This window comes from Alkalihalobacillus sp. TS-13, from assembly GCF_019720915.1.
Classification (GTDB): Bacteria; Bacillota; Bacilli; order Bacillales; family Fictibacillaceae; genus Pseudalkalibacillus.
The window spans coordinates 1,045,200-1,060,671 of record NZ_JAHKSI010000001.1 but is presented as its reverse complement, the minus strand read 5'-3'; the positions used below and the strand labels follow the sequence as shown (position 1 = coordinate 1,060,671).

Here is a 15,472-nt window from a genome sequence, read left to right as displayed (position 1 = left end):
TTCTCATAGGAGGCTGTGATCTTCTCAAGCTAAAATGTATGCAAATATCGGTGCGGGAGCTTCCAGCGGTATTTGGCGGAACACATCCGCAAGAAGATGAGGACCGCACTCAATAAATACAGTTCCCAAGGGTCATTTGTTATTTCAAGTCCGATGAATACTCCAGCAATGATGGCCCAAGCTGCGTAAATATCGTAGCGCAAGACAGTCGGTTTCCTCCCTGCAAGAAGGTCACGGACAATACCTCCGCCTGTTCCAGTCATGACCGCAGCCATGATGACGGCGGCTATGGAATGGCCTGCAACTGATGCGTACATTGCCCCTTGTACTGCAAATGTCGCCAGCCCGATCGCATCAAAAAAGTTCAACCATGCTCTTGTAAAATGAATCCACGTATCTGGGATAATGAACACGATGAAAATAAGAAGGACCGTGACTTTGATGAGTATATCTTGCTGCCAAAGCGTCGTCATCGGAACTTCTATCAATATATTTCGGATGATCCCGCCTCCAAAAGCTGTTGCCAGACCGAGGATCATTACACCTAGTAAATCATAATCTTCTTCCATTGCGACAATCGCGCCACTGATCGCGAATGCCAATGTGCCAATTACATTGAGAACGTCCCATGTCAATTGCACTCTCCCCTTTTTACACTGAATCTATTATTTCTATTATTCCCATATATTATTAAACCAAAATAGAGTGTACAATGTTTTCTTGGTATTGGCAATGATTAACCTGTTAAATTTGAGGAACTAACTCTCCCTACCGATATCCACGTTTCGGAAATTGTGTAACGGACACAGGAGACGTTATTTGCCCCCAACTTATATGATTTAGAAAAATAACGGACACCAGAGATCTTATTTCGTGATGAATAGAGGAATTCATCCCCTTTGTACACAAATAAGCGCTCTCATGTCCGTTAAAATTCTGAAACGTAGGTTTTGTTCACAAATAACGGCTCTGATGTCCGCTAAAATGTGTTTCCACTTGTTACAGTTTTTCATTACATGGATTTTTATCCAGTTGTTACGAAAATTTCTCTTAAATAAATAAAAACGATTTCTAAAAATCTCTTATTAGTACGGTACGTGAAATTTTAACACATGCTTTCTACATTTTTTCTGTTTCAACTGGATTCTCATCGTAGGAGCTCCAATCGCTCCAGCTGCCTACATAGAGCTTGCTTTTCTTTTCGATTTCATCAAGAGCAAGTACGTTCACACATGCTGTGACCCCTGATCCGCAATAGTTGATGATCGGTTTATGCAGTTGGTCTTGGAAACGGTCTTTCAATTGCTCTTTTGATTTCCACTTGCCTTGTTCCAGATTATCTGCAAAAAATTTATTTTGAGCTGTCGGGATATGCCCTGCTTTCGGATCGATCGGTTCCGATTTTCCTGCAAAACGATCATTGTCCCGTGCATCGACAAGAATCGTATCATCGAGTTGTGATGCGAGCTTGACTTCTGCTAGATCTGCAATCATGTCCTCTTTTATATTCGGCCTATAGGTTGTCTTCTCTACATCCGGTAATTTTTCGGTGAGTGGATATCCTTTCTTCTCCCATTCCTGGATCCCGCCATCAAGGACATACACTTCCTCATGATCGAGATACTTGAGCATCCACCATAATCTCGCAGCCATTGCTGTATTCTGAGCATCATACGCGACAACCGTTTTCGAGTTATCAATGCCGATCGCCCCAAGGAATTGGAGAAAGTCATCAAGGTTCGGTAATGGATGACGGCCGCCATGACCTTGAACTTGCCCGGAAAGATTCTTTTCAAGATCGGCATAACTTGCTCCTGGTATATGAGCATCCTGGTACTCTTCCATTCCCCGTTCTTTTTCCTGTAGATAGAAACGACAATCGACTGGTACGACATTTGGATCATCCAGTCTGGAACGAAACCAGTCCGCCGAAACGATATTTTTCATGCAATACACCTACTTTATTAGGGTTTTCTATCATTGTACCGAAGTCTATTTAAAAAACACAAATGATTGACAGCTTCCGTTGACGCTGCCCCGCTAAAACGCTAAACTTCAAATAGTTACATGAAGTGATTCCGATAAGGAGTGGAACCCATAATGGAGCAATTAATAAATCCTAGAGTCAAAGATATACAGATTTCAGGGATCCGCCAGTTTTTCAACCGTGTTTCAGAGTTCCCAGAAGCGATTTCCCTGACTCTCGGACTGCCTGATTTCCCGACACCTGAACATGTGAAGGAAGCAGGCAAAACTGCGATCGATGAGAATAAAACGACCTATACGCATAATGCTGGTTCGATGGATTTGAGAACCGCTATCTCTCAATTCGTCAAAGAAAAATATTCGCTGGATTATCGTGCTGAAGATGAAGTGATTGCCACAAGCGGTGCAAGTGAAGCGATTGATATCTCACTCAGGACGATGCTTGTCGAGGGAGATGAGGTCATCCTGCCAGGGCCTGTATATCCTGGTTACGAGCCTGTCATCCATTTATGCGGGGCGAAACCGGTCCATGTGGATACTAGGGATACAGGATTCAAGTTGACGGCATCCTTGATCGAAGAGCATCTGACAGAACGGACGAAATGCGTAGTTCTCCCTTATCCTTCTAATCCAACAGGTGTCTCGTTGACAAGAGATGAAATCGAAGAGATTGCAGAACTTTTAAAAGAAAAAAATATATTCGTCCTATCTGATGAGATTTATAGCGAATTGACGTATGGTGAATCACACCAATCCATCGCTGGATTTGACGGAATGAAAGAAAAAACGATCGTCATCAACGGTTTGTCCAAGTCCCATTCGATGACTGGTTGGCGAATCGGGTATATACTCGGGGACGCTGCGATAACAAAGCATATTCTGAAGGTCCATCAATACAACGTCACCTGTGTTTCATCAATCACCCAGGCTGCTGCTGTGGAAGCATTGACGGAAGGAAAAGATGATGCTGGTCCGATGCGTGAAATTTACAAGGAACGTTTGGACTATTGCTATGAGCGACTGTTAAAAATCGGACTGGAAACATATGAACCAACCGGGGCGTTCTATTTGTTCCCTTCTATCAAGCAATTCGGCATGAAGTCCTGGGATTTTGCTGCAAAATTGTTGGAAGAGGAAAAGCTTGCGGTCGTACCAGGCGTTGCCTTCTCAGATTACGGTGACAACTACATCCGGATTTCCTATGCTTACCATAAAGATCAGCTGAAAGACGGACTCGATCGATTGGAGCGGTTTGTTAGCAAACTTAAATCATGAATAGGTTGATTTAAACAGATAACGGGTGACCCAATATAGGTCACCCTCTCTTTTATACATCCACATGTTTTTTTAAGATAAGGAAATACCAATAGCAAACGAGATAAGCCAATAGATAAGAAACGAATGTCCAACAAATGTTCCAGCCATTGAAGTAATGGACCATGCCTATTAAAACGCCTATGAACTCGATAATCGTCGTAATCAGGGTGACGGCAAAGATCCAGATCCATCGGTTGAGATCGGAACGTTTGATGAAGAAAAACAAATAAGCTGCTAATATCGGATAGACACCAAAATACATCGGAAGTGCCACAATTGTCTCAATCTCTCGCTCTGGACTGATCCTCCAGAACTTCAAGTGAAACCCGAGGACGTCAAAAGTAAAAGCGACGACCGAAGCGAATGGTGCCATTAACAGTAAAATCTTCAAATCTTTTTTGATCAGGTAGATTCCAGTAATCCAGGGTATGATCAAACCGAATATCGTATTCATCCACAACTTAATTCACTCCTTATTACAGGATTGAGTTTAAAACCTCATATTATGCTACTAGCAGATATAATAACCTCACAACGCTATCTAATTCTTATACCAGCTTTCATCGAAATCCAATCCTAGTGCTTTTCCAAATTCAATCGCAAACTCTATAAAATGAGAACCTCTTGCGGTGATCAGATTGTCATCAACGACTACTGGCTCTTCAATGAAATCCGCTTTGCTGAACGTACCAAGGAAACAACGCTGTTCTTCAGTCAATCCAGTCGTATATTTTTTCCCATCGAGCAAACCGCTCATTGATAACAAATAAGGTGCACTTGATATGGCACCGAGCCAGATTTTCTTATTTTGTAACTTTCTAAGGAAAGTGATAAGTTCAGGGTGTTCGACAAGGTGTCTGAAATCATCGACCCCAGGGAGGGCGATACTGTCGAGTGCACTGACATCCACCTCATCGATTCGAACATCTGGGACACAACTTAGCCCTGCTTCCCCTTTCACCACCTGTTTATCCAACCCGATGTGAATGATCGATTTCTCACCTTGTTTTAAAATCGATAATAGTACGGATACTTCATATTCACTGAACCTCGGATAAAGCATTATGCCAGTGTACATGACTTCATCCCTCCCCAGACCTATGTATTGAATTCATAGATTCTGCTTATTTTATCATTCAATTGGTCCATCTGTACGAATCTTGCTTCCCGGATCATCTCTTTCCCTTCTGCATTTAAAAGGAGGACAGGCACAGTGAAGATTGATAGATGGCCAGCAATTTCCTCAACATCATCAACATTTACGTGGGCCAGTCTGATTTCGGGATACTGGGTCATCATTTCTTTCACTTTAGGAAGCAATGCATGACAGACGCTGCAGTTCGTACGAGAAATGTAGATGAAGCTTAATCGGTTCACTTCTATAAAATTATCCACCTCTTCTATTGAGTGAAGATTTTTCATCTCTTTCATTAAAAAGACGCTCCTTTTTACCTTCGAATGTCATTTATCCTTACTTCTTTATAGATTGCGATTTTCCTTTACACGCCTTTATAGAAAATGGCTTTCCTGAACATCCTTTCTGATGTCGGAAAGCCATTTTCATATAACCTTGATATGTGGTTGTCCTACTATTTTGCAGTTTGTCCAGATAAATCAAAAATTTGTCCAGATCATTCGTGATTTTGTCTCGATAGTTCGGATTTTTGTCCAGATAAATCAGGGTTTTGTCCAGATAACAGTATTGCTAAAAATTCAGTTTCGCTTGCAATACTCCTCGACCATCTCTTTCGTTACGTTCTTCCGTTGCGGGACGATGCCTTTTCGTGCAATATCATTGATTTCATCTGTCACTTTGTTGATTTCGTTCAATTCTTGTTCAAATGGTTTTTCCTCTTTACATTTCCCAAGTGCTTTTTCGATCAATTGTTCACGCTTTTGATCAAGCTCGGAAAAGAGGCGTACTCTTTCGTGTTGATCGTTACTATGCTTCGATATATCTTGGTGGACTGACAATGTGATTCCTCCTACTGTTTCTTTTTTTCTTTTTCAATCAATTTTTGGACGTTTTCTTTTGGTGTCCAACAGTTGAAGCGGTAATCAGGTTTCGTCTCATATCCTAGCCTGCTGCAGAAGTATCGGACCCCGTCATCGCCTTTTTTGACCTTAAAATGGGTACAAGTGGCGCAGCAATGGAACCGGCTATTCTTCAATGTTTTGCCTCAATTCCTTGGTTCATATTGGCCTCTAGCTTTTGTCTTGTTTCGATCAACTCATCAAGCTGTTCCTTTGAGGCGAACGCTTCAAGGATACCAGCATAATATTGTTCGATTTCTTCGATGAATTGCTGCTTCATGATATCCATTTCTTTTTCAAGACCTTCAGTATAAAATGCAGTGAATTGATCCGTGTAGGTTTGGACGATCGATTGCAACAACGGCTGGACTTGTTCAGAGAGATCGTGGCGTAGGACTTCTCTTCCGTTCCCTTCAAAAAATTGCTTTGGATTTTTGAACTTTTTCAATGAGGGTTCCAGCTCTGCATACGTTTTACTTGGCCATTCGGGTTCAATCGACGGCGTATCGATCAGCAATCCCTCTGACTTCAGCAGCTGGCATGAGCTCTGTTCGGATACATGGTTCTCGATCATTTCATGGAAACGATCGCGTTGTTGGTTAAAATGTTTTTCAATACGCAATGTTGTTGCTCTCAGTTCTTGAGAGAGCTGGAACAGCATCGATTCCAACAATTCATCAAGACATTTTTTCAGCTGGTTTGGCTTCATGTCTTTTGTTAGAATTGACGGATTGAAAGCAACCTTGTATTCGTCATTGAACGTCAGCATCAATCGTTGAACGACGTAGTGCAACAGTTCTTTCGTCTCTTGGACCACTGATTTTTTAAAAGGAGAAAGTGAATACGTTTTGATATAATCGACGGTTTCTGTTTTCTCACTTTCCAGCCGCTTCTTTTCCCGTTTTTGATGCTCTTCATCAGATTGGGCATGCTCAATCCATTCGATCAGACGGTTCAAACCTGCATTCATCAGTTCATTCGCTTGATTGACGGATACTTCATCCCGTTCCTTGATCGTTGCTGTTTGGAATTCGTTTTCAAAGTAGGCAAAATTCGATTGTTCACCTTCTCCGTGTTCTTTACGCTCCAGCAATGCTTGTTTACTGGATAACGCGTACATGCGCGGAAACCGAATTCCGTATTCGACGAGTTGTTCAGTCACATAATCGACGACTGATTCACGTTCATCCTCGTCTTTCGCCAAATCAGCGGCGTTAATGACAAAATACATCTTATCCATAGAGAACGTGTCTTTCACCCTTCCCAATTGGATGAGGAAATCACGGTCTGCCTTTGAAAAAGCATGGTTGTAATAGGTTACAAATACAATCGCATCGGCATTTTTGATGTAATCGAAAGCTACCGATGTGTGCCGGGCATTGATCGAATCAGCTCCTGGCGTATCTACGAGCGTAATCCCCTGACGCGTCAGTTCACAATCATAGTAAAGCTCCACGGACTCTGTAAAACTAGCCTTTTCCTCTTGAGCAACGAACGAGGCAAAATTTTCATGAGCGATGAGCTGATCTGTGCCGAGATACGCATTCATCACCGCATAACCCTTTTCTACTGCCTTCAAAAAATTATAATGAGGATCAGGCTTTTCAGTGGAAATTCTTTTGATCGCTTCCAGCGCCTCCTCCATCGATTCACAACTTTCGTCAAAACGATGCAAGGAATGCTTCAGCTCTTCAACCAGAACCTCAGACGATTTCATTTCGATTTTGACTGTGCCATGTGGGTATTCATCAGTCACCGGTAAAATTTTATTGATCGTCGCTGTTGTCGGATTCGGTGATACAGGAAGGACATGATCCTTCAACCACGCATTGGCGAAGGATGATTTACCTGCGCTGAATGCCCCAAACAAGGCGACTGTATATTGCTGATTTTTGATTTTTTCAGAACGATCCATCATCCGGCTTGTCAAATCACGGAGCGAATCCCAACCGGAAAGCAGTTCAACTGTCGTGTCCAAATGATCTGCCGCTTCTTGCAGTTGTGACTTGGAATATTGTGCAGAATTCACTTCAATACGATCTTCTGCCAGTACTTTAGCCTGGGCCTTATGTTCTTCGACCTTCGTCCAGGTGCCTATATCCCCTTGAACGTTGAAAGACTGCTTCACTTGTTCAGACCAGAGCGCAGCTTCAGGTACGTGTTCATCTGAGTGGAGCATTTCGTTCAATTCCTCACGCTCCTGCATAAAGGCTTGCTGACGTTCATATGCTTTTTCCGCTAGTGTATGTTGTTCAGTCAATTCAGCTAGCTTTGCCTCAATCTCTTTCATCTCGGTCTTGATGTGTTCGTTTGCATACGCTGATTTTATCGCTTGGAAAATTTGGATCGCTGTTCGTCTGTATCGTTTTTTCAAGTCATCTTCAACATCACGATTGTATTGGAGCACATAGGCTTCATTGAACGTGGCACCTCTTTGCTGCAGTCGATCGACGTCATCGGCAGTAAATCGATGTTCAATTTCATATATTTCGTTTTCCAAAACAGGATCATGCACGTTCAAGAGTTTGATTTGTTTTTGGAGTGTTTCTTTTATATGCCACTCCAATTCAGCAGTGACTTTTTCATTGACCGCTACGACATACCGATCTATACGTGCAGTACGTTCTTCTTCTGTCTTTTTCCGAGCGAACAAAAAGCCTGTCTTGAAATCTTCTTTCATCGCTTCCAAAACCTCACGCCCAAGCTCTCGGACTTCATAAGGGGCAATCCTTGCATTATCGATAAGCTTTTTCAATTGAACGGTAAAATCTTTCTCTACCTGCTCCTCTTTCGCTTCAAGCAGTCCTTTTCTTTCTGTCAAAGAGGTCATTTCTTCTTGAAGACTTTCAAGAGCTGAATCTTCTTCAGAGAGATCAGGATATGTCTTCTCCAAATAATCCTCAGTCAATTTAGCTGACATATCATCCAACGTTTGGTGGATGAATTTCCGCTTGTTCGATTTGATTTCCTTCAATTCATCTTGCAACTCTTCCAACTGGTTGTGTGCATGTTGCTCTTTTTTAAGCGTCGTAAAATAAGTGCCGCTTGCGTGTACGCCCCACTGTTTGAATGCGTTAATCGTCTGTTCACGATAGTCATCGAAGGAAAGTTCCTCTTCACTATGTTTATCAATCTGATTGATGACGAGGTAGACTTCTTTGCCTAATTCCTGCATCTCTTTTGTAAAATTAAAGTTGAGTTCTGATTGCACATGATTGTAATCCATCACATACATGATGATATCCGCCAGGTGCAGCATGGATTCTGTCGATACTCTGTGAGCATCATCAACAGAATCAATCCCCGGAGTGTCCATTACGACAGTTTCATCCTCTAAAAAAGGATGATGCTTGAAAATTTCAATCGTCTTGACGTCCTCGCCGTTTTTCGATGCTTTCTTGACCTGAGCGATATCGAGTTCGCCAGGATAGGATACCTTTTTCCCCTGTTGATCCGTTAAGAGGACATGAGGCTCTCCATCCTTGATTGCGACGATATTCGCACTGGTTGGTATCGGGGAAGAAGGAAGGAGGTCTTCCCCCATCAATCGATTGATCATGCTTGATTTACCGGCTGAGAAATGCCCGCAAAAAGCGATGGTCAATTCGTTTTGTGATGATTTATACGTTAGCTCCTTCACCTTATGTATAAGAGAAGGCTCTGCTTCATTATGTTCAAGATACGTATTGAGCCGGTAAAAACGATCGACCCAATGGCTATTTCCATTTTGTTTATTCATAGTCATGTTTACACCTGATTCAAGTTGTTTTATCTCTACTTTATCACATTTTGTAACATCTGTGCGTTTCTTAAGGTTTGTGTTCCTCTTTTCGATATAATAGATGATGAGGTCGATGGAATACTACATAAGACACGCTCATATCATATGACTGGAATTTTTATTGAAGGTCCTTAATTCTGGTGTCTCGCTTGGCTCGCTTTTCCCGCAGGAGTGTCGGGAATTTTATATAAATATCAACATGAAAATTTAACAAAACGTTACAGAGAGGAGTACTTATGGAAACACAATTTGAACTTATTCTATTATTATTGGCGATTGCGGCAGGAATCACCGCGATTGCGAAAAAACTTAAGCAGCCATATCCTATCGCACTCGTCATAATCGGGGCGTTCATAGGGGTTTTACCTTATGAAGGACTCGAGGAATTGAAGCATTTTTTTGCTGAGGATGAGATTTTCAGATTCGCGATCATTTCGATCTTTCTCCCGACATTACTTGGGGAAGCTACATTGAATCTACCTTTTGCACATTTACGCGAAAATAAAATGCCGATCCTCGTTCTCGCAGTTGCCGGCACATTTATCACTTTTGTGACAGCAGGCTGGATGACGGCATTCTTCCTAGGCTTATCGATTCAGGCGGCGCTCGTTTTTGCTGCGCTGATGGCGCCGACAGATCCAATCAGTGTCCTGTCTATTTTCAAGTCGATGGGTGTGAACCACCGATTATCGACCGTCATGGAAGGAGAAAGCCTCGTCAATGATGGCCTTGCAGTCGTCTTGTTCACGATCGCGGCCTATCAATATGACATGATTCTCGACGCAGGGGCTGCTGGCATAACGCTTGCACTCGGCGAATTTTTCAAAGTTGTGATCGGAGGACTTCTCGTTGGTGGGGCGTTCGGGTATTTCTTCTCCCGACTCGGTTCTCTCTATGATGACTATCCGCTGGAAATCATTTTTTCGATGCTATTGTTCTATGGATCATTTTTCGTCGCAGAAGCATTTCATGTTTCCGGTGTGATCGCCGTTGTCCTCGGTGGAATCATCTACGGAAACTTCGGAAAGCGAGTGGGAATGAGCCCTACAACCAGCTTGAGCATCCGCACGTTCTGGGATGTTGCTTCACTGGTAGCGAACTCACTCGTATTTTTACTTGTTGGTCTAGAAATCACGAGGATCATTGACACAGTCAATTGGCTGCAGGTGTTGATCGCGGTCGGCATCGTGTTGATTGCTAGGAGCATCGCTGTTTATTCAACAGTCAGCTTTGTCCGTTCTTTACCAAAACGTTGGAAGCATATTTTCAATTGGGGCGGATTGAAGGGATCGCTGTCGTTAGCACTTGCCCTCAGTCTGCCGATCGATTTTCCATACCGTGAAGAAATCTTGATGCTCGCTTTCGGGGTCGTCTTCTTCTCCCTCGTCGTTCAAGGATTGACAATTAAACCGCTTGTCGGATTGTTAGGTGAAAAAACGATTAAAATTGAACAGTTAGAGTATGATCGGATTCAGAGCAGGATTTACCGTTATCATTCCGGTCGTAAACGATTGGAGATGATGGCTGAAGAAGGAACATTATCACCGATCGTTTTCGCTCGTCTTTCAAACCAGTATGAAGATCAGTTGAAAGAATTGAATGAAGATCTTGAAAAGCTTTATGAACGTGAACCTGAGCTGCGGCAGGAATCTACAGCCCGAGCAATCCGTGAAGCCTTATATGCTGAACATGAAGCACTCGAAATCCTGGAAAATCGTCATATCATTTCTGATGAAGTCACTCAGGAGGAAAAACGCTTCGTCCGTGACCTGCTGGAACGCGAAGAAATGGGTGAACGTGTCGCATTGCACCGTGAAGAAAATGAAGAAAAATAAACACAAAAGACCACATCCCAAATGATGCACCTGCATCTGCTGGATGTGGTTTCGTTATGAAAAAGAATTTTATAAATGGATGAACTGATAGCACACCCTTGCCAAAATCACATTACTAAAAGGCTTTGTTAAAGGACTTTGTTGATTTATACCGAAATTTGCGACACTCCTGCGGGAAATGCTCGCGGAAGTGGGTTTATGCATGGAAGTAATGTCTAGCTCAGCGACCAGTCACTTGGATCACTACAAACTTCCTGCGGCGGTCGACACATTGATTGACCCCCTTATGTGTGAGATCACGCAGAACCAAGTCTTTGTTTGGTTCGAGCCTCCTCGTCAGCTTTCCAGTGACCTACGTGACTAATCGGGTCGCTTCCACTTTACGTTTGCCCGCAAAAAGGGAGTGAATTTCGTAGAAAAATAAAAACCTATTTAAAAAAATATGCCATATAGATTTCATCTTCATATTCACCGTTTATGCAAATCTGATTCTTTTGTGTTCCCTCAATGACAAATCCGTAACGTTCATATAGTTGATGTGCGACCGGGTTGCTCGAAAAGACCGTAAGCCACAGCTTATGAAGACCTTCTTTTTCACACCAATCAAGTGTATACTTCATGATTTTCTTCCCGATCCCATTCCCTTGCACATCTTCTGAAATCCACGTTCTGAAAACCCCGCAATGCCGCTTCATCTTTAGATCTCCCCGCAGTACACGAGCAATACCATAAATGGTTCCATCCACTTCAACTACCGCGTACAAATGTCCTTCATTCTCAACTTTTTCTATAAAAGCTGTTTCTTCTGATAGAGTGTGGGTTTTCTCCTTCTGTATATATTCACGGCTTTGCACAATCGATTCCGCAGCTTTGATGATTTGTTCGGCATCTTGTTTCAATGCTGGTCTGATGACGACTTCTGCGCCATTTTTAGCTTGAAAGCTGTAAATATGGGGTTCATGTTTGAGTGACACACCGATTTCCTCCTACTTAATTCGTTAAAAGTAGTGTGTCTCAATCTTGTATGTCTCATTAATCGTAAGCCATCCATAAGAATATTGTTTCTGGAACCGTTTGGCTGTCACTGACCCAGGATTATAGAGGAGCACCCCATCCACCATCTCTTGATGAGGGATGTGGGAGTGCCCGAATATGATAATGTCTGGTTTTTCCCTTTCAAAAGTCCTTAAGGCGCGTTCCGGAGTACTTTTGCCTATCCCGAGATGACCATGGGTAAGCCCGATCTTGACTTCACCGATCGTAAAGATATCCTTATCCGGGAGTCGCTTACATAGACTTTCGGAATCTACATTACCATATACCGCTTTGAGCGGAGCATACTCCAACAACTCTTCATAAATGCTTTCATGAATAAAATCTCCGGCATGAATAATGAAATCAGCTTTCACCAATTCAGAATGAAAAACTTCTGGGAAGCTTTTCCCAGAAGTTTTTAAATGTGTATCACTGATCAGGAGGATTTTCATCGAACAATCACTTCCTGTCTTAATTGACTTATTTATTTATTCGTTGACGTTGAGAACGATGGGAACGGTTTTGACGGTTACTGTTTGAGCGTCCGCCGCCACCGCCATGACGATTTCCGCCACCAGAACGATTACCACCACGATTATATGGACGTCCGCCTTTTCCTTTGCCTTGCTGATATGGACGGCGATTGGAGGATTTCTTCTTCGTGTCCAACGGCTTGATTGGCGTGATCTCTACTGGTGTCTTGTCTGGTTCTTTTATAGAAGTCTTCAATGCAGAAGCTACAAGTTCACGTGCATCGTACTTTTCGAGAAGTTCATCAGCGACTGCATAATAGGAAGAGAGTTCTTCATTATTGATTACATTCGTCAATTGCTCAGCTGCGAATCGTTGCTGACCTTCCATTGCGTCATCTGTCGTCGGGATCGACATTTGTTCCATACGCTTCTTTGTGATCTGTTCGATTGTTTTCAGGTGATCAAATTCACGCGAAGTCATGAACGTGATCGCCATTCCTTCTTTTCCAGCACGGCCAGTACGTCCGATACGGTGGACATAGCTTTCCGGATCCTGAGGAATATCGAAGTTGTATACATGGGATACACCACTGATGTCGATTCCACGTGCTGCAACGTCTGTGGCAACGAGAATATCGATGCGGTTCGAACGGAATTTCTTCATGACACGGTCACGTTTCTGTTGCGACAGGTCACCATGGATCCCGTCAGCTGAGTAACCCCTCTTTATAAGAGCATCTGTTACTTCATCGACACGCTTTTTCGTACGTCCGAAAATGATTGCAAGTTCTGGTGCTTGAATGTCCAACAGTCGGCAAAGCACATCGAACTTTTCTTTTTCATGGACTTTTACATATCGTTGATCGATTTTCGTTACTGTCATTTCACTTGCTTTCACCTGAACGATAACACGGTCCTGCTTCATGAACTGATCAGCAAGCGTTTTGATCGCTTTTGGCATTGTTGCTGAGAAAAGCATCGTTTGATGTTCTTCTGGAATTTGACCGAGGATCTCTTTGATATCGTCGATGAATCCCATGTTCAGCATTTCGTCCGCTTCATCAAGGACTACTGTCTTCAATTCGCCGAGGCGGATCGTCTTACGGTTCAAGTGATCCAATAGACGTCCTGGTGTTCCAACAAGGATCTGCGGGCGTTTCTTCAACGCTTTGATCTGAAAGCCGATATGCTGTCCTCCATAGATTGGAAGTGTGCGGATCCGCTTGTGCTGACCAATTTTGTTCAATTCCTCAGCAACCTGGATCGCAAGTTCGCGTGTCGGTGTCACGATCAGCGCTTGAACGCCTGTTTGTTCCTTCTCGATCTTTTCAATCATCGGAATTCCAAATGCTGCGGTCTTACCAGTTCCAGTCTGTGCTTGCCCGATCAAATCTTTTCCTTGGAGGGCTACTGGAATCGCATCTCGTTGAATGGAAGTTGGTTCTTCGAACCCCATGTCGTTGATCGCTTTTAACGTACGTGTTTCAATTCCTAAATCTTTAAATGTTGTCAATTCATCTAACTCCTTTTTAGATAGAAGGCAACGTTAGCATTGAATATTGATTTCCGGCTCCTTGCTCAAAAATCATGGCAAAGAGTTATACTCTTTAAATGATTTATTGTTGAATTTCGCTCAAAAAACTTTCTGAACGGATCAACATTAACATTTAACTTTGTAAAATTACTTTCCAGTATTAATCAAGGTGTTTTAACTAACAGTGCCTCAATATAGATTGAGCTTGGTCAGTAGTTTTTGACCAGCCCTTACAGGATGTCCTCGGGGATTGTTCCATTTGTGTCTGCCACTTTCTCTTTCGAACAGCCCCATCCCTTCGGCTAATATTGTTGTTGAAAGTGCCCTGCTTTCAAATCGTGTAAAGAAAGTTATTTTCTTTTCATGAAATTTCCTATGACGCCCGAACACGTTTAAGAAATTCATTTTCGAACATATAGAAGCACTCCCGTGAAATGCCGGAAGTGCCTCATCTCTTTACAAAATAAATATGAGCTGCCGGTTTTTTAATCCAGAATTAAATTTATCATGGACGTATCCGAATTGCAAGGAATCAATTTTTCACACTTTGCAATTTATCGATTCGTTCATTGAATTTTTCTTGCAATGTACGTGCCACTTTTCCAGGTACACCGGTGCCCACTTGTTTACCGTCAATTGAGATGACTGGCGTCACTTCCATCGTCGTACTTGAAATGATGACTTCATCTGCATCCATCAATTCTTGTTTATTGAATGTTTTTTCATGTACTGTAATACCCGCTTCTTCGGCAAGTTCCAGGACAACCCTTCTCGTGATTCCATTCAGAATGAAATTGTTAGCTGGGTGCGTGAAAATTTCACCATCCTTGAGGATATATACGTTTGTCGAACTGCCTTCGGTAACGATATCATTGCTCCGTATGAATATTGATTCATCACATTTCGCATCCATCGCTTTTTGTTTGCCGAGAACATTACCAAGAAGGTTCAAGCTTTTGATATCACATCTCAGCCAACGAATATCCTCAGTCGTGATTGCTGTGATCCCTTCTCTCATCTTATTCTCGGGCCGCGGCGATTTCCTTGCGTAAGCAACAAGGAAAGGTGTTGGCTCTGCTGGAAATTGGTGTGTCCGTTCCGCGACACCTCTGGTGATCTGTAAATAAACGTGTCCGTCATTTATATCATTAGCCTCTGCTAATTTTTCTAAACGTGTTTTTAACAGCTCGATCGGATATGGAAGTGTCATATGAATTTCCTTCGCACTTCGTTCAAGGCGTTCCAAATGCTCATCCATGCCGAAATACTGCCCATTGTAAATCCGAACAACTTCATATACGCCATCACCAAATTGATATCCTCGATCCTCGATATCGATCCGTACTTCTGATTGGTCCTTCAATTGATCCTGAACTAATATCATGCGTTCTCCTCCGCTTTCCTCGGTATAATATTTTTTTCGATTCACAAGCTATACAAAGTGACAAATGAGTTCGTGTTAAAAAGATATAAAGCC

At 42.6% G+C, this 15,472-nt stretch carries 14 protein-coding genes; 2 read left to right on the top strand and 12 right to left on the bottom strand.

Annotation, left to right across the window (positions count from 1 at the left end; all coding sequences use genetic code 11):
• Positions 1-29 precede the first annotated feature (29 nt).
• Together KOL94_RS05200 and KOL94_RS05195 are read right to left on the bottom strand one after the other, a co-directional pair.
• Entirely contained in the window at positions 30-635 is a 606-nt protein-coding gene (locus KOL94_RS05200; RefSeq protein ID WP_221564723.1) for a trimeric intracellular cation channel family protein, read from the bottom strand.
• Positions 636-1,119: 484 nt separating this feature from the next.
• Positions 1,120-1,947, bottom strand: a complete 828-nt coding sequence (locus tag KOL94_RS05195) for a sulfurtransferase (RefSeq protein ID WP_221564721.1) — start codon at positions 1,945-1,947, stop codon at positions 1,120-1,122.
• A gap of 153 nt (positions 1,948-2,100) precedes the next feature.
• On the opposite strand from KOL94_RS05195, the gene KOL94_RS05190 reads away from it, so the two are divergent.
• Positions 2,101-3,261, top strand: a complete 1,161-nt coding sequence (locus KOL94_RS05190) for an aminotransferase A (protein ID WP_221564719.1) — start codon at positions 2,101-2,103, stop codon at positions 3,259-3,261.
• A 52-nt stretch (positions 3,262-3,313) separates the two neighbouring features.
• Here the strand turns inward: KOL94_RS05190 and KOL94_RS05185 are convergent, their stop codons facing one another.
• The 6 genes from KOL94_RS05185 to KOL94_RS05165 form a co-directional block, all read right to left on the bottom strand.
• On the bottom strand, positions 3,314-3,757 hold the full coding sequence (locus tag KOL94_RS05185) for a CBO0543 family protein (RefSeq protein WP_311775166.1): 444 nt from the start codon (positions 3,755-3,757) through the stop codon (positions 3,314-3,316).
• Positions 3,758-3,844: 87 nt separating this feature from the next.
• On the bottom strand, positions 3,845-4,381 hold the full coding sequence (locus KOL94_RS05180) for a DJ-1/PfpI family protein (protein WP_221564715.1): 537 nt from the start codon (positions 4,379-4,381) through the stop codon (positions 3,845-3,847).
• A gap of 20 nt (positions 4,382-4,401) precedes the next feature.
• Positions 4,402-4,734 (bottom strand): thioredoxin family protein, encoded by a 333-nt coding sequence (locus KOL94_RS05175; protein ID WP_221564713.1) that lies wholly within the window; start codon positions 4,732-4,734, stop codon positions 4,402-4,404.
• 282 nt (positions 4,735-5,016) lie between these two features.
• Entirely contained in the window at positions 5,017-5,277 is a 261-nt protein-coding gene (locus tag KOL94_RS05170; protein WP_221564710.1) for a DUF2533 family protein, read from the bottom strand.
• An 11-nt stretch (positions 5,278-5,288) separates the two neighbouring features.
• Complete coding sequence (locus KOL94_RS25145) at positions 5,289-5,474, bottom strand: hypothetical protein (protein WP_260412204.1); 186 nt, start codon at positions 5,472-5,474, stop codon at positions 5,289-5,291.
• Positions 5,471-9,076: a dynamin family protein gene (locus KOL94_RS05165; RefSeq protein WP_221564708.1), complete on the bottom strand. Its 3,606-nt coding sequence runs from the start codon at positions 9,074-9,076 to the stop codon at positions 5,471-5,473. The genes KOL94_RS25145 and KOL94_RS05165 overlap by 4 nt, the downstream gene beginning before the upstream one ends.
• A 278-nt stretch (positions 9,077-9,354) precedes the next feature.
• Here KOL94_RS05165 and KOL94_RS05160 point away from each other — a divergent pair, with 278 nt between their 5' ends.
• Positions 9,355-10,953, top strand: coding sequence for a Na+/H+ antiporter (locus tag KOL94_RS05160; protein ID WP_221564706.1), 1,599 nt, complete (start codon positions 9,355-9,357; stop codon positions 10,951-10,953).
• Between the two features lie 428 nt (positions 10,954-11,381).
• Here the strand turns inward: KOL94_RS05160 and KOL94_RS05155 are convergent, their stop codons facing one another.
• The 4 genes from KOL94_RS05155 to dat form a co-directional block, all read right to left on the bottom strand.
• Positions 11,382-11,927 (bottom strand): GNAT family N-acetyltransferase, encoded by a 546-nt coding sequence (locus tag KOL94_RS05155; RefSeq protein WP_221564704.1) that lies wholly within the window; start codon positions 11,925-11,927, stop codon positions 11,382-11,384.
• 24 nt (positions 11,928-11,951) lie between these two features.
• On the bottom strand, positions 11,952-12,440 hold the full coding sequence (locus KOL94_RS05150) for a metallophosphoesterase family protein (protein ID WP_221564702.1): 489 nt from the start codon (positions 12,438-12,440) through the stop codon (positions 11,952-11,954).
• A 28-nt stretch (positions 12,441-12,468) separates the two neighbouring features.
• Entirely contained in the window at positions 12,469-13,974 is a 1,506-nt protein-coding gene (gene cshA, locus KOL94_RS05145) for a degradosome RNA helicase CshA (protein WP_221564700.1), read from the bottom strand.
• Between the two features lie 553 nt (positions 13,975-14,527).
• Positions 14,528-15,379: a D-amino-acid transaminase gene (gene dat, locus KOL94_RS05140; protein WP_221564698.1), complete on the bottom strand. Its 852-nt coding sequence runs from the start codon at positions 15,377-15,379 to the stop codon at positions 14,528-14,530.
• Positions 15,380-15,472 lie beyond the last annotated feature (93 nt).